We start from the raw sequence: 22,034 nt of genomic DNA, 5'->3' as shown, positions 1-22,034 counted from the left end.
ATGCAACGGCCCTTGTGGATAACTTTGGCGGACCGACGCAAATTCGCGTTTTTTTACCGCCCGCCCCGCCCGTTCCCCAAGCGCGGCTTGCACTGTCACAATTGCTGTCACAATCGTGCCACATGCGGGCTTCAGGGGCGCTCGCAGGTGAAGCGCGCCCAGGTTGCGCGGCTGCCGAATGCTACCAAAGGGGACATCCTGACATGAAACTTCGTTATTCGATCGCGGCTAGCCTGATGGCTATCAGCGTCGCTACCGTCGTCGCCGCTCCGGCGCAGGCGCAACAGATCACCACCGGCATCCAGGGCCAGGTCAGCGACGACAATGGCGGCGCCATTGCGGGCGCGAAGGTCATCATCACCGATACGCGCACCGGCGCCGCGCGCACCTTCACCACCGGCGCAGACGGCCGCTTCGTCGCGACCGGCCTGGTCACCGGCGGCCCTTACAGCGTCTCGGTCACCGCCGACAGCTTCGAAGGCCAGACGCTGCAGGACATCTACACCTCGCTGCAGGGCAACACCGACCTCGCCTTCTCGCTGTCGTCGGGCGGCGGTGAAATCGTCGTCACCGGCACCCGCGTCCGCGTGACCCAGCTCGCAGTCGGCCCGGGCAACAGCTTCACCACCGAAGTGCTCGAAAGCGCCCCGTCGTTCAACCGCGACGTCCGCGACATCATCCGCCTCGATCCACGCGTCAGCCTCGACCGCGACGACGGCGGCTCGGGCCAGGACCGCATCTCGTGCCTCGGCGGCAACGACCGCGGCAACGCCTTCACCGTCGACGGCATCAGCCAGGGCGACGTCTACGGCCTCAATGACACCGGCTTCTCGTCGCGCAGCTCGACCCCGATCCCCTATGACGCGGTCCGCGAAACACAGGTGCAGTTCGCGCCGTTCGACGTCGACTATGGCTCGTTCACCGGCTGTGCGATCAACGTCGTGACCAAGTCGGGTACGAACGACTATCATTTCGGCGGTTTCTTCGAATATTCGGACAACGGCATGCGCGGCGACTCGCTGCCCGGCATCGACAAGCTGCCGCCGGTCAAGCCCGAAAAGCGCTGGGGCCTGTGGGCCGGCGCGCCGATCATCAAGGATCGCCTGTTCATTTTCGGCGCCTATGAGCATCAGGAAGCTGGCCAGTCGCAGGACGACGGTCCGGTCGGCGGCGGCTATGCCAATGAACAGACCGGCATCACCGTCGATCAGTTCAACGAAATCTCCGGCATTCTGAAGAACACCTACGGTGTGGACACCGGCCCACTCGTCACCAATCGTCCCTATACCAACGACCGTTATTTCGGCCGCCTCGACTGGCAGATCACCGACAATCATCGCCTCGAGTTGACCTATCAGCGGCTCGAGGAAGGCTCGACACGCGCCGATGACCTGTTCACGGGCACGTCGCCGCAGGCCGTCGGCCTCAACACCTTCTATACCAGCGGCACCAAGTCGAACTATTATTCGGGTCGCCTCTATTCGCAGTGGACCGATAATTTCTCGACCGAACTGCGCTATTCGCGTTCGGAGGTCCGCGACCGTCAGGATCCGGTCGGCGGCGGCGAAGCCCAGTCGGCGAACCCGATCCCGCGCATCATCGTCGGCATCGACAATCCCACCGGGATCGACGGCTCCGTGCTGGCGGGCCCGGGCACCTCGCGCTCGGCGAATGACCTTCGCACCGACATCGACCAGTATCGCGCGGTCGCGAAGCTGGTTGCCGGTTCGCACACGCTGAAGGTCGGCGCCGAACTCAACCGCGCCAACCTGTTCAACCTGTTCGTCCAGAATGCAACCGGCACGCTGGTCTTCCGCAACATCGACGATCTGCGCGCGGGCCTGCTCTCGCCGGGCACGGTTCCCGGCAACGGGACCTGTACGTCGGTCACCAACTCGACCACGCCCATCAACGTCGTTAACGGCTGTACCTATGGCGCGTTCGGCAACTTCTCGTCGACGGGCGACATCAACGATGCCGCCGCGGCGTTCACGCGCAGCATCTACTCGATCTTCGCGCAGGACGATTGGGAAATCTCCGATCGCCTGAACGCGGTGATCGGCGTGCGCACCGACTGGTACGACGGCGGCAATCCGCGCTACAATCCGGTCTTCGCGCAGCGCTACGGCATCCCGAACACCACCGGATTCAGCAATCTGGCGCCGGTCGTCATGCCGCGCCTCGCGCTGACCTATGACATGGACGATTTCGCGGTGTTCGGGCGGCCGAAGCTCAGCGCCGGCGTCGGCATCTTCTCGGGCGGTGATCCGGTGGTCTGGTTCGGCAACGCCTTCCAGAACGACGGCCGCGGCTTCAACGAAGGCAATACGGGATCGTCCAATTGCCCGACGGGCCAGATCAGCGTTCTGTCGGGTGGCCAGTTCACCGGGGTGCCGACCTGCATCCAGGCCGCCGGCATCTCCACGGCTGCACGCGGTCTGGGCGACACCCAGTCGATCAGCCCGGACATCAAGATGCCGACGGTGCTGCGCGCCAATATCGGCTTCCAGTCCGAACTGAACTTCGCCTCGTCGGGCTTCTTCAGCGGCTGGAACCTCAACCTCGACTATATCTACAGCAAATATCGCAATCCGCTGACGCTGGTCGACCTGTCGCAGACGGTGAATCCGGCGTTGGGTCTCAACGGCTACATGATCGACGGTCGCCCGATCTATCGCGCGATCGACCCGAACGTCGCTGGCTGCACGGCAAAGCTCGTCGGCCTGAATCCGGCTCCGGTGTATGAGGACGTCAATGCGGTCTGCTTCAACACCAGCCGCGACGACGAGCTGCAGCTGACCAACAGCGCCGGTTATCGTAGCCACAATGCGTCGATCATCCTGTCGAAGACCTTCAACGGCGGGCTGTTCACCGAGAATGGCAGTGTCGATTTCAACTTCGGCTATGCCTACACCGACTCGCAGGATCGGCGGAGCATGTACAACTCGACGGCGGGGTCGAACTACGACTATGTCGCCGCCTTCGATCGCCAGAATCCGGGTGCATCGCGCAGCTTCTACGAAAGCCGTCACAACATCTCGACGCGCCTCGCATTCCGCGAGGAGTTCTTCAACGATCTGTCGACACGCTTCGCAATCAGCTTCGTGGCACGCTCGGGCCGTCCGTACAGCCTGACGTTCAGCGGCGGCGGCCTCTTCAACGACAGCGTGTCGGGCAGTGACAATGCGCTCGCCTATCTGCCGACCGGGATCGACGATCCGAACATCTCGCCGTCGTCGAACATGACGGCGGTGAAGGATCTCGTCGCTTTCGCGAGCGGTCTGGGCTGCGCGAAGAAATATATCGGCAAGACGATCCCGCGGAATACCTGTTCGAATGACTGGTATTTCGACATGGATCTGTCCTTCTCGCAGGAAATCCCCGGTCCGGGCCGCTTGTTCGGCCGCGACGACAAGATCAAGCTCTATGCGACGATGGACAATTTCCTGAACTTCCTCGACAAGAGCTGGAACGTCCAGCACCGCCGCAACTTCGCGGGGCTGCAGGACATCGCGTCGGCTGGCTTCGACTCGCAGGGCCGCTACGTCATCTCCGGCTTCAACGGTGTCGACAGCATCGCTGCGGATAACGGCATCAACGTGTCGTCGTCGGTGTGGCGCCTGAAGATCGGCGTCTCCTACGAGTTCTGATCCTCGATCAGGATAAGGAAATCGGGGCGCGGGAGGAAACTCCCGCGCCCCTTTTCTTTGTCCGAGGATGAAATGGCGGGTGATCGCCGCCGATGCCTTGAAGTCTCGTTCTAACCCGCCGCAATCCGGCGTGCCGTGTCCCGGACCAGCGCGATCATGTTCGGCACGCCCTGGGTGCGGTTCGACGAAAGCTGGCGCGTCAGGTCGAAGGGAGCGAGCGCGGCGGTGACGTCCATCGCCGCGACCTCGGCCGCCGGCCTGTCCTGCACCGCGGCGAGGACGAGTGCAACGATCCCCTTGGTGATCGCGGCATTGCTGTCGGCGAGGAAATGGAGCCGGCCATCATCCTGCGGCACCGGATAGACCCAGACGCTCGCCGAGCAGCCCGCTACCCGCGTCACGTCGGTCTTGAGCGCGTCGGGCATAGGCTCCAGTTCGCGACCGAGTTCGATCAGCAGGCGATAGCGATCGTCGCCGTCGAGAAAATCATATTCGTCGAAGATGTCGGAGAGGCTGCGCATGACGGCGCCCCTCGCATGTTTGGCGTCCAGTGGAAAGAGCCCGGCGCGACGCGGGCCGCCGCGAACCGCCCCGTCATGCTGGGGCTTCCGGAAGCCCACGCGAAGATTACGACATTGTCACGGCGCCGCCACGCCCTGGCCGGGCGGCCGGGCGCAAAGAGGGGCGGTTCACGGCGATATAGTCTCAGGTTTTGCCAAGAACTTCGGAATTTTCCGACTTCGGATCTTTGGAGTGAAGAATATGGCACGCTTTCATACACTCGTGGGACTTGGCCTTGCATCGGTCATGATGATCGGCACCCCAGTTTTCGCATCGACGCCGTCGGCATCGACGACCACCAGCAAGCCCGCGACCAAGCTGGCGGCCAAGCCGGCCGCCAAGCCCGCGACGCGCGCTCAAGCGAAGCCTGCGGCCAAACTCGCCGCGACCCCGGCCCGCGCAACCCCCGCGCGGGCGACTCCCGCCCGGTCGGGCGGCCGCATGGTCAGGGCCAAGCTCAGCAATGGCAAGACCGTCACCTATGATTGCTCGCTGGCGGGTAACAAGACCAAGCAGGCCTGCAAGGGCTGACCGCTTACCCATCGCGGTATCGCTCACCCGCCTGCGCGGGTCGGCGTGCCGACTCCAAGGGATCGCGCCCAGAAAATGGGCGCGATCCCTTGGGTGCGATTCAGGCTTGCGTTATTTTTTCCATCAGAGATCGACCCCCGCCGCAATCGCTTCGAGCTTGCGCAGGCGCTCCTTGAGGTCGGCGATCTCGATCCGCGACCCGGCGTGCGGCACCCCGGGATCCTGCGCGGCGACATGGCCGGCGGCGAGTTCTTCGCGCTTGAACTGGATCCAGTCGCGCCAACCGCGCAGCGCGGCGAGGCTGATGATGGTCAGCGCGCTCAGCGCCACCGCGGCGGTAACCAGATTATTGGCGAGGTCGGAAGCAATGGGGACCATGTCTCGGCTCCTTCTCCGTCACGTCTTCACGGGTGCGAGCGGTCGCGCAGTTTCTCGATTTCCTCATCGAGACTGGCCGCCCGGTTGGCGTCGGTGGCGATGCGTTCGAGCACCTGGATACGCTCCTTGAGCGCGCGAATCTCGGCCTGCAGCGCCTTGGTCTCGGCCTCGTTGCCCGCATTGCCGACGAAATATTCATTGCCGTGGCGGTCGCGGCGGACGCCGTGGCGGGCGCGAAGGACGCTGCCGATCGTCACGATCAGGACGATGCCGATGACCATTTCAAAGGGGTTCATGGGGAATCCTTCTCTTCTTTCTTATCGTTGTTCAGTTCAGCGGCGCGTCGCGCAGCTTTTCGATTTCTTCGGCGACATCGACGCCCTTGTCGGTGACGATGCGTTCGAGGACGCGGACGCGCGCCTCCAGCCGTTCGGTCTGCGCCGCATATTGCGCGGCCTTTTCGGCGGTCAGTTCGGACTGCTTCTCGATCATCTTCTGCTGATGCTTCGACCAGAAGATGAAGCCGACGAGCAGGAAGGGCGCAAGCGGCACGAGGATCCAGATGGTGTCACCCATGATTGCGTCTCCTCAGTTCGCGGGGCGCCGCAGCGCCTCGATCTCGTGGCTCAGCCGGTGGCCTTCATCGGTGACGATGCGCTCGATCACCGCGAGGCGATCCTTGACCGAGCCGAGTTCGGCGCGAAGCTGGGCATTTTCCTGGCTGATCAGCTTGACGCGCTCGACCGTCTCGTCGCTGGTCTTGGGATAGACCGCCTGTCCCCAGGCGCCGTCGAGCGGATAGCCGTTCTTGATCCGCAGCCAGGTGGTAAAGACCCAGCCGGCGACCCCGGCCACGCCGATGATGGCGACGACGGGAGCGATGGCGGTCAGAATATCGAGATTCATGATCTTTTCCTTAGTCAGCGCAGGCGGTCGATCTGGTCGGCGAGCTGCGCGGCCTGGCCGTGGTTTTCGGTCGCGATGCGTTCGAGCACCGAGATACGCTCCTCCAGCCGGCCGATCTGGCCCGCGAGCTTGGCGTTGTCATCGGTCAGCAGCGCAATTTTTCGATCAGCGTCGGCGTCGGTTCGATGAACCGTGCCACCCCATTCATTCTCGACGGGATAGCCGTGCTTGGCGCGGACCCAGGTGGTGAACATCCAGCCGCCGATCGACAAAGCGACGATGGTCAGGACGAAGAGGGGGCCACCGAAGTTCATATATCTTGTCTCCCTGTTGCGTTTCCGCCTGCCCGGTCGGCGCCCCGATCAGCGAAGCGCGTCGATTTCGTCGGCGAGGCGGCGGTTGTGGCTGGTGTAGTAGAGTTCGATGTCGGCGAGCCGGCGGTCGATGTCGCGGAAGCGCGAGCGGATGTCGCGGGTCGAGGCGCTGGGGTTCGAGCGCACGCCCTGCCAGAACTTCGCTTCCTCGTTCGAGCCATAGAGCGCGAAGGGTTTGGGCGTTCCCATCCAGGCAACCATCCAATAGGCGATCAGCGTCCACGGGAAGCCGCCCATCAGGGTCAGCAGCACCGCGCCGACGCGCACCCACAGGACGTCGATCCCGCTATAGTCCGCGATCCCCGCGCACACGCCGCTCCATTTGGCGTTCTGCTTGTCGAGATAGAATTTGGTGCGGCTGGCAGACATCTCAGTTCCTCCGGCTGATATTGTTTTCGAGTTGCGCCAGTTCTTCATCGCTCCTTACCGCAGGGCGGAAGTCAGGATGGTCGGCGCTGATGATGCGTTCGACGGTGTGCAGGCGGTTCTCGAGCCGGCGCGCCGTGTCGTACAGTTCGTCGAGCAGTTGCTCGTCCTCTCCGGTCAGCGTCTTGGCCTGCTTCCACTTGGTGATGTAGTGGAGGATCAGCCAGGGCAGACCGAGGAAGAGGGTGCCGATGACGATCGGGACGATGATGATCTCTTCCATCGGTCCGGCTCCTTATTTCTTGCCCTGCGCGGCCTTCAGCGCGGCGAGCTCGTCGGCGACCTTGTCGGCGGCCTGCAGCTCGGCGATCTCCTCGTCGAGCGACTTCTTGTAGCCGAGGCCCAGCGCATCGGCACGGCCTTCGGCCTCATCGACGCGGCGTTCGAGGATCTCGAAGCGCGAGAAGGCATCCTCGACGCGGTCGCCGTTGGTCATCTCGCGCAGGCGATAGCGATTTTCGGCGCTTTCGAGGCGATTGACGACGCTCGACTGGCGCGCGCGGGCTTCGCTCAGTTTCTTCTGCAGCTTGGCGATGTCGTTTTCATAGCCCTGGAGCGCGTCGTCGAGGACGGCGATCTCGGCCTTCAGCTTCTCGGCCATGTCGCCGGCCTTCTGCTTTTCGACGAGCGCGGCGGTGGCGAGGTCCTCGCGGTCCTTCGACAGCGCGAGTTCGGCCTTTTCCTTCCAGCTGTCCTGCAGGCTTTCGAGCTTGGCGATGTGGCGGCGCATTTCCTTCTGGTCCGCGATCGTGCGGGCGGCGGAGGCGCGGACTTCGACGAGCGTCTCGTTCATCTCGAAGATGATCTGGCGGATCATCTTTTCGGGATCTTCCGCGCGGTCGAGCAAATCGGTGACGTTGGCGGCGATGATGTCGCGGGTGCGTGAGAAAATACCCATGTGTGAAACTCCTGTCGAACTTGGTCCTAAAATACTGGTGCCGGGGCGGGGCAAGGGGGGAGAGTGCCCCGGCACCAGCGTGTCGGTCAGGCCAGTTGGCTGACCGCCGGGGTGGCTGCAGCGGCATCGTAACCGAGCTTCGGCTGGTCGATCACGCCGACGAAAATGGCCAGCGCTCCGAGCGCGCTGAGCGCGAAGGTGGCGGCCTGGGCAAAATTCGTCTTCATGGGTCAACCTTCCTGTTTTTCGCTGCACCGGAGCGTTTTGCGCCGGTTCGTCGAATACTTTGCAGAAGGCGTGCCAATTGCCGAAAGGGGCGGAAAAGCGCCTAACTTCATTCGCAAATAGACCCGAACATCGATTTGACTTGCCAATCAACGGGAAATTTTGCCAATGATTGGGAATGGAACGCGAAACGCAGTTCATCGGCCAATCGGCGGCCTTTCAGGACGCGGTCGAACGCGCGAGCCAGGCGGCGACGCTCGACCGCCCTGTCCTCGTCATCGGCGAGCGCGGCACCGGCAAGGAACTGATCGCCGAGCGCCTGCACCGCCTGTCGGCGCGCTGGGACAAGCCCTATGTCATCCTGAACTGCGCCGCGATGCCCGAAACGCTGATCGAGGCCGAACTATTCGGGCACGAAGCGGGTGCCTTCACCGGCGCGACGCGCAGCCGCGCCGGCCGCTTCGAAGAGGCCGACGGCGGCACCTTGTTCCTCGACGAACTCGCGACGATGTCGAGCGGCGCGCAGGAGCGATTGCTGCGCGCGGTCGAATATGGCGAGATCACCCGCGTCGGCGCATCGCGCCCGACCCGCGTCGATGTCCGCATCGTCGCCGCGACCAACGAGCACCTGCCCGCGCTGGTCGAACAGAACCGCTTCCGCGCCGACCTGCTCGACCGGCTGTCGTTCGAGGTCATCACCCTGCCCCCGCTGCGCGCGCGCGAAGGCGACATCGAAGTGCTCGCAACCTATTTCGGCCAACGCATGGCGGCGGTGCTCGGCTGGGACGAATGGCCCGGCTTCGGCCCGCGCGCGCTCGCGGCGATGGAGGGGCACGACTGGCCGGGCAATGTCCGCGAACTCCGCAACGTCATCGAGCGTGCCATCTATCGCTGGGCCGACCCCGAACGGCCGGTCGACGCGCTGACCTTCGATCCGTTCGCGAGCCCCTGGCAACCGGTGGCACGAAAGTCCGAAGCCGGGACGGAGGCCCCCGCCCCGTCGGCGATGGCCGATGCCGCCGCAGCGCCCGCCACGCCGTCCGGCCCGGTGAACGACCTGCGCGCGGCAGTCGACGGCTATGAGAAGCAGATCCTCGCCGACACGATGGCGCGCTGCCGCTACAATCAGAAGGTCGCGGCCGAGGCGCTGGGACTAAGCTACGACCAGATTCGCCATGCGCTGAAGAAGCACGGGTTGAATCAGTAAGGTCTAACCGAAAACCAAACACCGTTCGCCCTGAGCTTGTCGAAGGGCTGTTCTTGTTTCTGATGCGGCAACAAGGACGGTGCTTCGACAAGCTCAGCACGAACGGACGATTGGGCGACCCTATTCCCCCGGCAACTGCCGGCTCAGCGCCTGAATCACCGCATCCTGCGCCGACGCCGTATCGGCGAGCCGGTCGCGCAGCGCATAGATGTCGGGAAGCCCGTCGACCGCCGCGTCGATGCTGCGGTCGAGATAGAGGCGGTCGATGTCGGCGAGCGCTCCGGTCAGCGGCGCGCGCGCCGCGATCAGGCGCGAAATCGCCTGCTGCGCGACGACCCAGCGCTCGCTCGCGACCGGCGCGCCGGCGGCGGCGGAGACGAGCGACGCGGCATTGCCGCGCTCGGCGGCGAAAGCCTGCTGCGCCGCCGCGGCATCCGAATCCCACCGCGCGAGACGACCGGCGAGGTCGGCGGGAAGCGGCCCCGGCGGCGTCACGCCCACCGAAGGCGGCGCGACGTTGAATCGCCCCTCGACCGCCCGGTGCGCGAGCGATGGCGCCGCCTCACCACTCACCCCGCCCGCGCAGGCGGTCAGCGAAAGGGCGGCGATCGCCGACGAAAAAAGAGAGGCGCGCTTCATCGTGCCTCCTGATATGGGGCCGCAGGCGTTGCAGCAAGTGCCGAATCGGGTGGGAGTGCAACGCCGCAGCCCACCCCGTGCTTTTCCTTGAAAACCACGGGAATATGCGGTTGACAGCTTGCGCCCATAACGCTAGTGGCGCGGTCTTTCCCGCTTGCTGGAAAATTCGCCTGCCTTGGCGGGTGACCGGCAGCGCGGGTGTTTTAGTTTCTGATTGGATGGAAGACCATGTTCGCAATCGTGCGCACGGGCGGAAAGCAGTATCGCGTTGCCGCCGGAGACAAGATCGCCGTCGAGAAGATCGAGGGTGAAGCCGGCGACACCGTGTCGCTGGGTGACGTCCTGCTGGCCGGCGACGGCGGTGAGGTGAAGGATGCGAAGGGTCTGGCCGTCTCGGCCGAGATCATCGCCCAGACCCGCGGCGAAAAGGTCATCGTCTTCAAGAAGCGCCGCCGGCACAATTATCGCCGCCGCAACGGCCATCGCCAGTCGCTGACGCTGCTGCGCATCCTCGCCGTCGGCGACGCCAAGAAGGCCGCCCCGAAGAAGGAAGCCGCGCCGAAGGCCGACGAAGCCGCCGCTGCTCCCGCCGCCGAGAAGAAGGCTGCTGCACCGAAGAAGGCCGCCGCCCCCAAGGCCGAAGCCGCCGAAAAGAAGCCCGCTGCCAAGAAGGCAGCCCCCAAGAAGGAAGCCTGAGCGCGGCAACGCGGCTCGGCCCCCGGAAGAGAATAGGAGTTTAGGTCATGGCACATAAGAAAGCAGGCGGTTCGTCGCGCAACGGTCGCGACTCGCAAGCCAAGCGCCTTGGCGTCAAGAAGTTCGGCGGTCAGGAAGTGATCGGCGGCAACATCATCGTGCGCCAGCGCGGCACCAAGGTCTATCCGGGCGTCAATGTCGGCATGGGCAAGGATCACACCCTGTTCGCCACCACCGACGGCCGCGTCCGATTCCACGACGGCAAGCTTGGCCGCAAATATGTGTCGGTCGACGCCATGGCGGAAGCCGCCGAATAAGGACGATCTTTCCAGGGTCGTCCATCCAAGGGACGACCCGGAACTGTCCTTTCCGCCCCCGGCGGAAACAAGGTTCGAAAAGAGGGAGACGGGTCGCCCCGGACTCCCTTTTTTCTTGCCCGAAATCGGCACCCCGAATTTCCGGCGCGAAAACAGGGCCATCCATCTCCCTCACTATCGAATGTCGTCAAAGCGTCACCATCTGGCGCCACGGCGACAGGCAAATGGGAGTGAGAATATGTTCGCGCGTACCGAAAGACTGTTGCTGCGGCCCGGCTGGCAGGAAGACGCCCCCGCCCTCGCGCGTGCGATCGGTGAGGAAGCGGTCGTGCGCAATCTGTCGCGCGCGCCCTGGCCCTATGGCGAGGAGGAAGCGCAGGCGTTCCTGAGCCTTCCCCTCGACCCCGACCAGCCGCGCTTCCTGATCTTCGCGCGTACCGGCGGCGCTCCGCGCCTCGTCGGCGGCTGCGGCATTTCGCCGAGCCCCGAAGGCGGCCTCGAAATGGGTTACTGGATCGCGCGCCCTTATTGGGGGCTCGGCTTCGCAACCGAGGCGGGACGCCAGCTCGTCCGCATCGCTCGCGCGATGAACCTCCCGAAGCTCGGCGCGGGCCACTTCGTCGACAATCCCGCGTCGGGCGCGGTGCTGCGCAAGCTGGGGTTCCGACCAACCGGCAAGGTCACGCGGCGCTACAGCGTCGCGCGCGGCGGCGAGGCGGCGTGCGCGCTGTTCGAGGAAGGCGATGGTGACGGGAGCAATGCCGTCACCCCCATGCGCGGCCGCATCTGCGGCGACGAGGATTTCCGCGAGGATATCCGCCTGATGGCGGCGTGACTCCTCCCCTCCCGCAAGCGGGAGGGGGCCGGGGGGTGGGCCAGCGGCGGGCGCCCCATAAGCCCACCCCGCTGCGACTAGCCAGCAAGCTGGCAAGTCTCGCTGCCCCTCCCGCTTGCGGGAGGGGGCTTCGCTCTACCCCCTCAATTTCCCCGCCATGCCGATGATGTCGTCGAGCGGATTGCCGTCGCCGTCCATGTCGAGCATCTTGCCGAGACCACCCAAGCCGCCGCCGCTGCCGCCGAGCACGCTGCCCAGCATACCGCCAAGGCCGCCGCCCGATCCGCCGCCGCCGAGCGCGCCGCCGATCAGGTCGCCGAGGCCTCCGCCGCCGCTCTGCTGGCCGCCCTGCTTGGCCATATAGCCCGCGACCATCATCGCGAGGATCGGCAGCATCTGCTTGAGCAGCCCCGAATCGAGCCCGGTCTGCCCCGCGGCATGATCGGCGACGGTGCGGCTGACATCCTTCGACCCGAAAATCTGGCCGAGCACATCGTTGCCCGCCTGCACCGGCGTCGCCTGCGACCCGAGCACCGCGTCGAGCAGACCGCCGCCGCCGAGCTGGCCGAGCAGGCCGCCCAGACCCTCGACCCCGCCGGCGTTCTGCGCTTGCGTCTTAAAACCGCCGAGGATCGCGGGCAGCAGCGCCTCGGCCCCCTGCTTCGCGACCGTGGGCGACACGCCGAGCTGGCTCGCCATCGATTCAATGCCACCGGCCTGCGCCAATATATCGGTCAGATTCATCATCAATCTCCCACTTCGGCGCGGGATCGAAACGCGCCGGACGGCGTTATCATAGTCCGGCAGCGAGCGAAGAACGAGACGTTCATTTCGCTGTCATTTTCAACTGCCTAGGTCCATCCTGCGGCCATGCGACTCGCCCTCGGCGAATGGCCGCGCATCTTAGTGGGAGCAAATAAATGAGCATTTTCGGCAAGATCAAGGACGCGATCTTCGGCAAGGCGCAGGCTGCCGAACCCGCCACCCCTGCAGCGCCCAACCCCGTCGGCGCCGCGCTCGACGCCGCGACGAGCGCCATGGCGGCGGCCGCAGCCGCTCCCGTCGATGTCGACGCCATCCTGACCGCCGAGGCCGCGAACGCCGGCCAGGCGCTCAACTGGCGGACCTCGATCGTCGACCTGATGAAGCTGCTCGGCATCGATTCGAGCCTCGACAACCGCAAGTCGCTCGCGCAGGAGCTCGGCTATGCCGGCGCGCTCGACGGCAGCGCCGAGATGAACATCTGGCTGCATAAGGCGGTGATGCGCGAGCTCGCCGCGAACGGCGGCAAGGTGCCCGCCGACCTGACCGACTGACAAACGGCAGATATTTTTCGATGGGGGTCGGACGAGCGGAAGCTCGCCCGACCCCTTTTCGTTGACCGGCGCGCCGTGTCCCCTAGACAGGTTTCAACAGAAACGAAGTCGCCAGGGAGACCGACCGTGCACCATCCGCTTTCCATGCCCCTCAGCCGCCGTCAGTCGCTCGCGACTCTCGGCGCCGGCGCCGCCGGTTTCGCCATCGCCGGTCCCGCCGCGGCCTTGCAGGCCCCGCCGCAGAGCGACGCCGCAAAGCTGCTCGATTCGGTCGCCGACAATCTGCTCGCCCTCTCGCCCGAAGGCGCGACCGCGCTCGGCATCGACACCGGCGCGCGCGCGGCGATGCGCGGCCAGCTCGGCGACCGCTCGGCGGCCGGGATGCAGGCCGTCGCCGACACGCTGAAGGCCGATCTCGCGCGCGTCCGCGCGTTCAAGGGCGACGGGCTCGATCACGCGACGCGCACCAGCCTCGCGGTCGTCGACAGCGCGTACAGCGTCGCGCTCGACGGCTTCGCGCAACCCTATGGCGACGTCGCGGTCGGCGGTTGGCGCAACACGCCTTATGTGGTGATCCAGAATGTCGGAGCCTATCTCGACGTGCCGAAGTTCCTCGACAGCGACCATCCGGTGAAGACGTCGGCCGATGCCGAAGCCTATCTCGCGCGCCTCAATGATTTCCCGGGCGTGCTCGACGGCGAGACCGACCGGCTGAAATCCGCCGCCGGTCAGGGGCTGATCGCCCCTGCCTTCCTGATCGACAAGGCGGTGAAGCAGATGGAGGCGACGCTCGCCGACGCGAAAGCGGGCGGGTCGATGGTCGAAAGCCTCGCCCGCCGCACCGGCGAGGAAAAGATCGCGGGCGACTGGCACGCGCGCGCGGCGAAGATCGTGCAGGGCCCGATCACCGCCGCGCTCGACCGCCAGCTCGCCGAACTCAGGGCGCAGCGCCCGAAAGCGACGATGGACGCGGGCATGTGGGCGCGCCCGCACGGCGATGCATTCTACGCCTGGGCGCTGCGCGCTTCGACGACGACGCGCATGACCCCCGAGGAGGTTCATGCGATGGGGCTCGACCAGCTCGCCGAGCTGCACGGACGGATGGACCCCATCCTCCAGAAGCTGGGCTATACCAAGGGCTCGGTCGGCGCCCGGATGATCGAACTTGCCAAGGATCCGCGCTTCCAATTCCCCGAGAGCGACGCGGGCCGCGCCGAGATCGTCGCCTATATCCAGACGTGGCTCGGCAAGATCCGCGCGCAGCTCCCCCGCGCGTTCCGCACGCTGGTGAAGGGCAATGTCGAAGTGAAGCGCCTGCCGCTGGCCGAAGAACCCGGCGCGCCCGCGGCCTATGGCGGTGCCGGCTCGATCGACGGCAGCACGCCAGGCCGTTTCTGGATCAACCTGCGCACCACCGATCTGCACAGCAAATATTCGCTTCCTGATCTGGCGATGCACGAAGCGATTCCGGGGCATGTCTGGCAGGGCGAATATGCGAACAAGATGCCGCTGATCCGCACGATGCTGGCGTTCAACGCCTATTCGGAAGGCTGGGCGCTCTATGCCGAGCAGCTCGCCGACGAGCTTGGCCTCTACGACGATTTCGAGGTCGGACGGCTCGGCTATCTCCAGTCGCTCGCCTTTCGCGCCTGCCGCCTCGTCGTCGATACCGGCATTCATGCGAAGCGCTGGACCCGCGAACAGGGGGTCGATTTCTTCGTGCATCAGAACGGATCGAACCCGCTCGAGGTCGCGAGCGAGGTCGACCGCTATTGCAGCTGGGTCGGTCAGGCCTGCGGCTACAAGGTCGGTCACAGCGAGATCGTCCGCCAGCGCGGCCGCGCCGAGGCGGCGCTGGGCGCGAAATACGATCTGCGCGATTTCGACGACATAGTGGTCAAAGGCGGTAACGTCCCGCTCGACGTGCTGGCGCAGAATGTCGACGAATATATCGCGGGGGCAAAGAGCTAAGTTTCAAGCCTCTGTCATTGCGAGCGAAGCGACGCAATCCAGAGCGGTTTACGCCTGCTCTGGATTGCCGCGTCGCCTTCGGTTCCTCGCAAGGACGGTCTAGGGCAAAGGCCCAAGATCCGGTTCCACGAACCCCCGTCGCGCTGCGACCGAGAAGAGCAGGTCGCGGCTGTAGAAACGCAGCGGCCAGTCGCGCCGCCCCATGTCGGACTGCAGCAGCGCATTGACGCGCGCCGCCAGCCCCGTCTCCGCCGTCTCCGACAGAAAAAGGCGCACCCCCGCGACATAGGCGCGGGTGACGCTGTCGTGATAGCCTTGGCGATCATCATTCACCCCGCCGACGCTTTCGTTGAAGCGGCGAATAAGTCCCGCAATCTCGGCATCGATATCGATGTCGGGGCGCTCGCTGAGCAGCCAAAGGCACGCACCCAGATGCGCCTCATGCGTCCATGCCGCACGCGGAAGCGTGCAGGCGAGCAGGCCTTCACCGATCGCGCTTATGTCTTCGTCGCGCCCGAACAGGCGCGGACTATGGTCGGTGGTCATCGGTCCGGTCCTTCCGGGTGAACGGCCACCCGGAAGATAGCCGGGTCGATTATGCGGCGACGGGCGCCTGCGGCGCGGCTTGCCGGACGCCTTCGTCGACATGGTCCGCGAATTGCGCGAAATTGTCGATGAATTGCTGCACCAGCGCCTCGGCGGTGCGGTCATAGGCGGCCTTGTCGGCCCACGCTTCGCGCGGGTCGAGCAGCGCCGTGTCGACGCCCGGCACCGCGACCGGAACGAGGAAGCCGAAATTCGGATCCTTGCGGAATTCAACATCGTTCAGGCTGCCGTCGAGCGCGGCATTCAGCAAAGCGCGCGTGGCCTTGATCGGCATCCGCTTGATCCCGTCCATCGTCGCCATGCCGCCGGTCCAGCCAGTGTTGACGAGCCAGCACTGGACGCCGCCTTTGGCGATGCGTTCCTTGAGCAGATTGCCGTAGACCGACGGGTGACGCGGCATGAAGGGCGCGCCGAAACAGGTCGAGAAAGTCGCTTCGGGCTCGGTCACGCCGATCTCGGTCCCCGCGACCTTCGCGGTATAGCCCGACAGGAAATGATACATCGCCTGATCGGGGGTCAGCTTGGCGATCGGGGGCAGCACACCGAACGCATCGGCAGTCAGCATGATCACGGTGCGCGGCACCGGCCCCATATTCGCTTCCGACGCATTCGGGATGAAGTCGATCGGATAGGCGCCGCGGGTATTTTCGGCGAGGCCGTTGTCGTCGAGGTCGAGTTCGCGCGTCGCGGGATCGATCACGACATTTTCGAGCACCGTGCCGAAGCGGCGGGTGGTCGCATAGATTTCGGGCTCCGCCTCTTCGGACAGGCGGATCATCTTGGCATAGCAGCCGCCCTCGAAGTTGAAGACCGCGGTGTCCGACCAGCCATGCTCGTCATCGCCGATCAGCGTGCGCGAGGCGTCGGCCGACAGCGTCGTCTTGCCGGTGCCCGACAGGCCGAAGAAGACCGCGGTATCGCCCTCGGGCCCGATGTTCGCCGAACAGTGCATCGGCATCACGCCGTCGACGGGCAGAAGATAGTTGAGGATGCCGAATACCGACTTCTTCATCTCGCCGGCGTAGGCGGTGCCCCCGATCAGCACGAGCTTTTCGGCAAAATTGACCGCGACCACGGTCTCGCTCCGCGTGCCGTGCTTTGCGGGGTCGGCGCGGAAGCTCGGCAGGTCGATGATCGTATATTCGGCCGCGAACGCCGCCAGTTCTTCAGCGGTCGGACGCACCAGCAGCGTGCGGATGAACTGGCTGTGCCAGGCGAGTTCGGTAACGACCTGAACCTGGACGCGGTGCTCGGGCTGCGAGCCGCCGAAGAGCTGCTGGCGATAGAGGCGCTCGCGGCTGGCGAGATGCGCGAGGAAGTCGGCCTTCAGCGCCGCGAAATGATCGGGGGTCATCGCGACATTGGTCTTGCCCCACCAGATGGTATTGCGCGTTTCATCGTCCTGGACGATGAACTTGTCCTTGGCGCTGCGCCCGGTGTGCTTGCCGGTTTCGACGACGAGCGGGCCATCCTTGGCGAGCAGGCCTTCGCCATGGCGGATCGCATCCTCCACCAGCCGCGCCGTATCCCAGTTTTCGGCCACATCCGCCTTCGTCTCGACGGTGTCGGTACCGATCGCAATCTTGGTCATTGCCTTCGCCTCTCCATTGTCCGGCGGCATCGTTGCATACCTATGCAATGCTTAGCGTGCTAATGGATAGGCCCGCATTTGCATGGGTGCCGACGGAAGCGCCGATTCCGAAATCCCGATCGCGTTAGCGACGATGCGAAGACAGGTCAAAAGATTAAAGGGTGAATCGCGGGCCAGCCGTGCGCGGTTGTCGCTGGGCGGCAGATCGGCTAGTTGAACCGCCGGGTCCGCCCACTGGAAAGAGCATGACGGCAACCATCGCGCTGGTCGACGACGACCGCAACATCCTGCAATCCCTGTCGATCGCGCTGCAGGCCGAGGGATTCGTCACGCGCGTCTATTCGGACGGCGAGGCGGCGCTGAGGCCGCTGATCGACAATCCTCCCGACCTCGCCGTGTTCGACGTCAAGATGCCGCGCATGGACGGGCTCGAACTGCTGCGCCGCCTCCGCGAGAAGAGCCAGCTTCCCGTCATCTTCCTGACCAGCAAGGACGACGAGATCGACGAGGCGCTCGGTCTCGCGATGGGCGCCGACGATTATATCGCAAAACCCTTCTCGCAGCGGCTGGTGATCGCGCGCATCCGCGCGATCCTGCGCCGCGTCGAGCTCAACCGCGCCCCCCCGAGCGAGAATGACGAGCCCGTCGCCGAACCGATCACGCGCGGGCGCCTGCGCATGGACCCGGCGCGCCACAAGGTGAGCTGGGACGGCAAGGACGTCACGCTGACCGTCACCGAATTCCTGATCCTCGAAACGCTCGCCTCGCGCCCGGGCATCGTGCGCAGCCGCAACCAGCTGATGGATGCGGCCTATCAGGACGATGTCTATATCGACGACCGCACGATCGACAGCCACATCAAGCGCCTCAGGCGCAAGTTCCGCGAGGTCGATCCCGATTTCGACGCAATCGCGACTCTTTATGGCGCCGGATACCGCTTCTCCGATGACGGCTGACTCCAAAAGGCCCGAAGGGAGCATTGCCGAGCAGGAGGAGGCGCCGCTCGTCTGGTCGGCGCGCTGGTCGCTGACGACGCGCATTCTCGCCGTCAATATTCTCGCCATCGTGCTGTTCGGCGGCGGTTTCTTCTATCTCGACACCTATCGCAGCCGCCTCATCGATACGCGCATGGACGTGATGGGCGACCAACTCGCACAGCTCGACGAAGCGCTTGAGGCGGCGCGGCCCGACCAGCGCCGGCACCTGATCGGCGAATTCACCCGCGCCACCGAGTCGCGCCTGCGCTTCTACGACGCGGACGGGCGCAAGATCGACGACAGCTTCGCGCACGCGCCGCCGACCTATACGCTGCGCGATCCCGAGCTTCAGCCATGGAAACGCGACGCCGCGCGCGCGATGGACCGCGGCATCGACTGGATCGTCGGCGCTCCCGCCTACCCCGATTTCGAGGAACCACGGATCGACCGCGGCAGCGCCTGGCCCGAGGTCGTCGAGGCGATGAAGACCGGCGCGGCGGCGAGCCGCTTTCGCTACGCCCCCGAACGCACGCCCCTGCTCAGCGCGACGCGCATCGTCGACCTCGACACGCCCGAAGTGATGCTGATGACGCTCAACGCGCGCGACATCACCAAGACGGTGCGCGCCGAGCGCTTCCGCCTCGCGGTCGTCGTGGCCATGGTACTGATCGCCTCGATCCTGCTGTCGCTCTTTCTCGCGCGCACGATTGTCCGCCCCTTGCGCAAGCTGGCGCGTGCCGCGGTGCGCGTCCGCCTCGGCCGCGCGCGCGAGGTCGTCGTCCCGCGCCTGCCGAGCCGCCGCGACGAGATCGGCACCCTCGCCCGCGCGCTGTCCGACATGACCCAGGCGCTCCGCGAACGCATCGACGCGGGCGAGCATTTCGCCGCCGACGTGACGCACGAGCTCAAGAATCCGATCGCCTCGGTGCGCTCGGCGATCGAGGGGCTGGGGCGCGGCACGACCGACGAACAGCGCGCGCAACTGCTCGCCATCGCCGACGAGGATGTGCGGCGGCTCGACCGCCTGGTCACCGACATCAGCGACGCGAGCCGGATCGACGCGCAACTGTCGCGCACCCTGTTCGAGCCGATCGACATCGGGCTGATGATCGAATCGATGCTCGCGGGCCGCGCCGCGCGCATCAAACCGGGCGTGCCGACCCCGCGCATCGCCTTCGCCCGGCCGCGCAAGGGGACGACGCAGGTGATGGGCGACGGGCACCGGCTCGAACGCGCGATCGACAATGTCATCGACAATGCGATCAGCTTCTCGCCCGAAGGCGGCCTCGTCTGCATCGCCGCGACGCGGCTGGGCGACGAGGTGCATATCCGCGTCGACGACGACGGCCCTGGTATCGACCCCGCGCAGCGCGAGGCGATCTTCCGTCGCTTCCACAGCGAGCGCCCCGATGGCGAGGCGTTCGGCCGCCACAGCGGCCTCGGCCTCGCGATCGCGCGGACGATCATCGAGGGCCATGCCGGAACGATCTCCGCCCGCGACCGCGACGACGGCCAGCGCGGCGCGAGCCTGCTCATCACCCTGCCCGCGCGCGAGGGGCATGAAGCGGAAGGATAGCAGGGTTCATGCGGAGACGCGGAGCAATTCTCCTCATCCATTCGTGCTGAGCTTGTCGAAGCACCGTTCTTCCTTTCGGTCGGGCAAAGAAAGAACGGCCCTTCGACAAGCTCAGGGCGAACGGGCTTCTTGTTCTCTCCGCGCCTCCGCGTCTCCGCGTGAACCTTCTTCCCCGAGGCTGCTACGCGAGCCTCCTCTATTCACCCGAATCGGTTTGCCGCCTTGCAGCCCCGCTTCGTCGCCGGTAAGCCCCGTTGATGTTTCCGAGCCGGACCAAGCCCGAGATCCAGAATATCCACGCCAGTTGCGTCGCGGCGGGCAGCGGCGGCGTGCTGATTCTCGGCAACAGCGGGCAAGGCAAGTCCGATCTCGCGCTCAGGCTGATCGATCGCGGCGCGCGGCTCGTCGCCGACGATCGCTGCGACATCTGGTACGACCGCGACCGGCTGTGGTGCCGCCCGCCCGAGAATCTCGCCGGCAAGCTGGAAGTGCGCGGCATCGGCATCGTCGAAAAGCCGTGGACCGCGCCGGTGCCGCTCGCGCTCGCGGTGCGGCTTTCCGACCGCTACGACCGCATGCCGTCGGTGAATCAGGTCGAGATGGTCGCCGGGCATCCGCTGCCCGCGCTTCTGCTCTCGGCCTTCGAGGCGTCGGCGCCGATCAAGATATTGCTCGCGCTCGAACGGCTGGCGCCCGACCGATGAGCAGCCCCGACCCTCGCCTGCTTCTCGTCACCGGCCTCTCCGGCGCGGGCAAGTCGACGGTGCTCAAGGTGCTTGAGGATCTGGGCTGGGAGGTCGTCGACAATCTGCCGCTCGCCTTGCTCGAGGCGCTGATCGACGCCCCCGCGAAACGCAGCGAGGCCGGCCGCCCGATCGCGGTCGGGATCGACAGCCGCAGCCGCGGCTTCAAGCCCGCGCGACTGGTCAAGCGGATCAAGGAACTGCGCGAGGACGGCGGCCGCGACATCCAGACTTTGTTCCTCGACTGCGCGGGCGCCGAGCTCGAACGCCGCTTCTCCGAAACGCGCCGCCGCCATCCGCTCGCCGAGGATCGCCCCGCCGCCGACGGCATCGCGCGCGAACGCGAGTTGATGGAGCCGCTCCGCCGCTGGGCGGAGCATGTCATCGACACCACCAACTATTCGAGCAACGATTTGCAGCAGGAGGTGCGTCAACGCTTCGGCGACGCGGGCGACGGCGAGCCGGTGCTCAACATATTGAGCTTCGGCTTCGCGCGCGGGCTGCCGCGCAACGCCGACCTGGTGTTCGACATGCGCTATCTGCGCAATCCGCACTGGGATGCGAAGCTGCGCCCCGGCACGGGACTCGACCCCGATGTCGCGGCCTATGTCATGGCCGATCCCGCTTATGAGGACAGCGTCGCGCAGATCGAGCGGCTGCTCCTCACATTGCTGCCGCGCTACCGCGCCGAGGGTAAAAGCTATGTCACCGTCGCCTTTGGCTGCACCGGCGGGCGGCACCGCTCGGTCCATGTCGCCGACCGTGTGGCCAAAACGCTACGCGCCGCGGGTCATGAGCCGACCGTGACCCATCGCAACCTTGACTCTGCCCCGCAAGATGGGCTTGAGGGCAGGCCCCCGCCCGCATCTCCCGCCGGCGCCGGACAAGCATAAGGGTCTGCGATTTCATGCCCGTCGATAAAGCATTGCCGCTGCTGGGAATGGTCCTGGTCACCCACGGCCGGCTCGCCGAGGAAATGGTGACCGCGATGGAGCATGTCGTCGGACCGCAGCGCGCGATCGCCACCGTGTGCATCGGCCCCAACGACAATATGGAAATGCGCCGCAAGGAAATCGCCGAGGCGATCCGCAAGGTCGATGAAGGCCGTGGCGTGATCATGCTGACCGACCTGTTCGGCGGCACCCCGTCGAACCTCGCGATCAGCCTGCTAGAAAGCGGACGGACCGAAGTGATCGCGGGTGTGAACCTGCCGATGCTGATCCGCCTCGAAAGCGCGCGCAAGGCCATGGACCTGCGCGCCGCGGTGATCGCGGCGAAGGAAGCGGGCCAGAAATATATCTCCGTGGCGTCGGAGATGCTGGGAGTGGGACCATGAGCGAAAACAGCGAGACGGTCGAAATCACCAACCAGCGCGGCCTGCACGCGCGCGCCAGCGCCAAGTTCGTGACCTTCGTCAGCCGCCTTCCCGAGACCGTCAGCGTCGAGGTCGAAAAGGGCGGCAGCCGTGTCAACGGCACCTCGATCATGGGGCTGATGATGCTCGGCGCCGCGAAGGGTGACAGCATCACGATCCACACGAAGGGCGAAGGCGCCGACGCCGCGCTGCTCAAGCTGGTCGGGCTGGTCAAGGACAGCTTCGGCGAGGATTGA

The 22,034-nt window shown here is 65.6% G+C and carries 28 protein-coding genes; 14 read left to right on the top strand and 14 right to left on the bottom strand.

What is annotated here, in order from left to right; genetic code table 11:
* The first annotated feature begins 203 nt into the window (after positions 1-203).
* The gene (locus ACVENA_RS01250) at positions 204-3,650 is read left to right on the top strand and encodes a TonB-dependent receptor (protein ID WP_449327309.1); all 3,447 of its coding nucleotides are present in this window, start codon (positions 204-206) and stop codon (positions 3,648-3,650) included.
* 110 nt (positions 3,651-3,760) lie between these two features.
* Here ACVENA_RS01250 and ACVENA_RS01245 read toward each other — a convergent pair whose 3' ends face one another.
* On the bottom strand, positions 3,761-4,171 hold the full coding sequence (locus ACVENA_RS01245; protein ID WP_449327308.1) for a SufE family protein: 411 nt from the start codon (positions 4,169-4,171) through the stop codon (positions 3,761-3,763).
* A 286-nt stretch (positions 4,172-4,457) separates the two neighbouring features.
* On the opposite strand from ACVENA_RS01245, the gene ACVENA_RS01240 reads away from it, so the two are divergent.
* Complete coding sequence (locus ACVENA_RS01240; protein ID WP_449327307.1) at positions 4,458-4,742, top strand: hypothetical protein; 285 nt, start codon at positions 4,458-4,460, stop codon at positions 4,740-4,742.
* Positions 4,743-4,865: 123 nt separating this feature from the next.
* On the opposite strand, the gene ACVENA_RS01235 is transcribed toward ACVENA_RS01240, so the two are convergent.
* From ACVENA_RS01235 to ACVENA_RS01195, 9 genes are all read right to left on the bottom strand, one after another.
* Complete coding sequence (locus ACVENA_RS01235) at positions 4,866-5,120, bottom strand: hypothetical protein (protein WP_257547635.1); 255 nt, start codon at positions 5,118-5,120, stop codon at positions 4,866-4,868.
* 26 nt (positions 5,121-5,146) lie between these two features.
* Positions 5,147-5,416 (bottom strand): hypothetical protein, encoded by a 270-nt coding sequence (locus tag ACVENA_RS01230; RefSeq protein ID WP_449327306.1) that lies wholly within the window; start codon positions 5,414-5,416, stop codon positions 5,147-5,149.
* A 31-nt stretch (positions 5,417-5,447) separates the two neighbouring features.
* Positions 5,448-5,696 carry a hypothetical protein gene (locus tag ACVENA_RS01225; protein WP_257547631.1) on the bottom strand — a complete coding sequence of 83 codons (249 nt, stop codon included), beginning with the start codon at positions 5,694-5,696 and terminating at the stop codon, positions 5,448-5,450.
* A gap of 12 nt (positions 5,697-5,708) precedes the next feature.
* Complete coding sequence (locus tag ACVENA_RS01220) at positions 5,709-6,026, bottom strand: hypothetical protein (RefSeq protein WP_257547629.1); 318 nt, start codon at positions 6,024-6,026, stop codon at positions 5,709-5,711.
* A gap of 14 nt (positions 6,027-6,040) precedes the next feature.
* A complete protein-coding gene (locus ACVENA_RS01215; protein ID WP_257547627.1) occupies positions 6,041-6,340 on the bottom strand; it encodes a hypothetical protein in 300 nt (99 codons plus the stop codon).
* A 48-nt stretch (positions 6,341-6,388) separates the two neighbouring features.
* Positions 6,389-6,769 carry an envelope stress response membrane protein PspC gene (gene pspC / locus ACVENA_RS01210; RefSeq protein ID WP_054731198.1) on the bottom strand — a complete coding sequence of 127 codons (381 nt, stop codon included), beginning with the start codon at positions 6,767-6,769 and terminating at the stop codon, positions 6,389-6,391.
* A 1-nt stretch (position 6,770) separates the two neighbouring features.
* Positions 6,771-7,049 (bottom strand): envelope stress response membrane protein PspB, encoded by a 279-nt coding sequence (pspB, locus tag ACVENA_RS01205; protein ID WP_257547619.1) that lies wholly within the window; start codon positions 7,047-7,049, stop codon positions 6,771-6,773.
* A 12-nt stretch (positions 7,050-7,061) separates the two neighbouring features.
* Entirely contained in the window at positions 7,062-7,724 is a 663-nt protein-coding gene (gene pspA / locus ACVENA_RS01200) for a phage shock protein PspA (protein WP_257547617.1), read from the bottom strand.
* 86 nt (positions 7,725-7,810) lie between these two features.
* A complete protein-coding gene (locus ACVENA_RS01195) occupies positions 7,811-7,951 on the bottom strand; it encodes a hypothetical protein (RefSeq protein ID WP_257547615.1) in 141 nt (46 codons plus the stop codon).
* Between the two features lie 176 nt (positions 7,952-8,127).
* Here ACVENA_RS01195 and pspF point away from each other — a divergent pair, with 176 nt between their 5' ends.
* Entirely contained in the window at positions 8,128-9,156 is a 1,029-nt protein-coding gene (pspF, locus tag ACVENA_RS01190) for a phage shock protein operon transcriptional activator (RefSeq protein ID WP_449327305.1), read from the top strand.
* Positions 9,157-9,276: 120 nt separating this feature from the next.
* Here pspF and ACVENA_RS01185 read toward each other — a convergent pair whose 3' ends face one another.
* A complete protein-coding gene (locus tag ACVENA_RS01185) occupies positions 9,277-9,795 on the bottom strand; it encodes a hypothetical protein (protein ID WP_449327304.1) in 519 nt (172 codons plus the stop codon).
* Positions 9,796-10,023: 228 nt separating this feature from the next.
* On the opposite strand from ACVENA_RS01185, the gene rplU reads away from it, so the two are divergent.
* The 3 genes from rplU (at position 10,024) to ACVENA_RS01170 (ending at position 11,643) form a co-directional block, all read left to right on the top strand.
* Positions 10,024-10,491 carry a 50S ribosomal protein L21 gene (gene rplU, locus ACVENA_RS01180; RefSeq protein ID WP_449327303.1) on the top strand — a complete coding sequence of 156 codons (468 nt, stop codon included), beginning with the start codon at positions 10,024-10,026 and terminating at the stop codon, positions 10,489-10,491.
* A gap of 47 nt (positions 10,492-10,538) precedes the next feature.
* Positions 10,539-10,808, top strand: a complete 270-nt coding sequence (gene rpmA / locus ACVENA_RS01175; protein ID WP_257547606.1) for a 50S ribosomal protein L27 — start codon at positions 10,539-10,541, stop codon at positions 10,806-10,808.
* A 238-nt stretch (positions 10,809-11,046) separates the two neighbouring features.
* Positions 11,047-11,643 carry a GNAT family N-acetyltransferase gene (locus ACVENA_RS01170; RefSeq protein ID WP_449327302.1) on the top strand — a complete coding sequence of 199 codons (597 nt, stop codon included), beginning with the start codon at positions 11,047-11,049 and terminating at the stop codon, positions 11,641-11,643.
* Positions 11,644-11,778: 135 nt separating this feature from the next.
* Here the strand turns inward: ACVENA_RS01170 and ACVENA_RS01165 are convergent, their stop codons facing one another.
* Positions 11,779-12,390: a DUF937 domain-containing protein gene (locus ACVENA_RS01165; protein ID WP_297664495.1), complete on the bottom strand. Its 612-nt coding sequence runs from the start codon at positions 12,388-12,390 to the stop codon at positions 11,779-11,781.
* Between the two features lie 173 nt (positions 12,391-12,563).
* On the opposite strand from ACVENA_RS01165, the gene ACVENA_RS01160 reads away from it, so the two are divergent.
* Together ACVENA_RS01160 and ACVENA_RS01155 are read left to right on the top strand one after the other, a co-directional pair.
* Positions 12,564-12,959 (top strand): DUF3597 domain-containing protein, encoded by a 396-nt coding sequence (locus ACVENA_RS01160; protein ID WP_449327301.1) that lies wholly within the window; start codon positions 12,564-12,566, stop codon positions 12,957-12,959.
* Positions 12,960-13,103: 144 nt separating this feature from the next.
* Entirely contained in the window at positions 13,104-14,930 is a 1,827-nt protein-coding gene (locus ACVENA_RS01155; RefSeq protein ID WP_449328876.1) for a DUF885 domain-containing protein, read from the top strand.
* Positions 14,931-15,029: 99 nt separating this feature from the next.
* Here the strand turns inward: ACVENA_RS01155 and ACVENA_RS01150 are convergent, their stop codons facing one another.
* Positions 15,030-15,476 (bottom strand): hypothetical protein, encoded by a 447-nt coding sequence (locus ACVENA_RS01150; protein WP_449327300.1) that lies wholly within the window; start codon positions 15,474-15,476, stop codon positions 15,030-15,032.
* Positions 15,477-15,525: 49 nt separating this feature from the next.
* The gene (locus tag ACVENA_RS01145) at positions 15,526-17,127 is read right to left on the bottom strand and encodes a phosphoenolpyruvate carboxykinase (RefSeq protein ID WP_449327299.1); all 1,602 of its coding nucleotides are present in this window, start codon (positions 17,125-17,127) and stop codon (positions 15,526-15,528) included.
* Between the two features lie 245 nt (positions 17,128-17,372).
* Here ACVENA_RS01145 and ACVENA_RS01140 point away from each other — a divergent pair, with 245 nt between their 5' ends.
* From ACVENA_RS01140 to ACVENA_RS01115, 6 genes are all read left to right on the top strand, one after another.
* Positions 17,373-18,083 (top strand): response regulator, encoded by a 711-nt coding sequence (locus tag ACVENA_RS01140; protein ID WP_449327298.1) that lies wholly within the window; start codon positions 17,373-17,375, stop codon positions 18,081-18,083.
* On the top strand, positions 18,049-19,680 hold the full coding sequence (locus ACVENA_RS01135; RefSeq protein ID WP_449327297.1) for a stimulus-sensing domain-containing protein: 1,632 nt from the start codon (positions 18,049-18,051) through the stop codon (positions 19,678-19,680). The genes ACVENA_RS01140 and ACVENA_RS01135 overlap by 35 nt, the downstream gene beginning before the upstream one ends.
* Positions 19,681-19,937: 257 nt before the next feature.
* Positions 19,938-20,384, top strand: coding sequence for an HPr kinase/phosphorylase (locus tag ACVENA_RS01130; RefSeq protein WP_329629653.1), 447 nt, complete (start codon positions 19,938-19,940; stop codon positions 20,382-20,384).
* On the top strand, positions 20,381-21,316 hold the full coding sequence (rapZ, locus tag ACVENA_RS01125) for an RNase adapter RapZ (protein ID WP_449327296.1): 936 nt from the start codon (positions 20,381-20,383) through the stop codon (positions 21,314-21,316). The genes ACVENA_RS01130 and rapZ overlap by 4 nt, the downstream gene beginning before the upstream one ends.
* A 38-nt stretch (positions 21,317-21,354) precedes the next feature.
* Entirely contained in the window at positions 21,355-21,759 is a 405-nt protein-coding gene (locus ACVENA_RS01120) for a PTS sugar transporter subunit IIA (RefSeq protein ID WP_257551232.1), read from the top strand.
* On the top strand, positions 21,756-22,034 hold the full coding sequence (locus tag ACVENA_RS01115; protein ID WP_257547584.1) for an HPr family phosphocarrier protein: 279 nt from the start codon (positions 21,756-21,758) through the stop codon (positions 22,032-22,034). The genes ACVENA_RS01120 and ACVENA_RS01115 overlap by 4 nt, the downstream gene beginning before the upstream one ends.

This window comes from Sphingopyxis sp. 550A (genome assembly GCF_053569535.1).
Note: the sequence above shows the minus strand (reverse complement) of the source record. Positions and strands in the feature narration are given on the sequence as shown.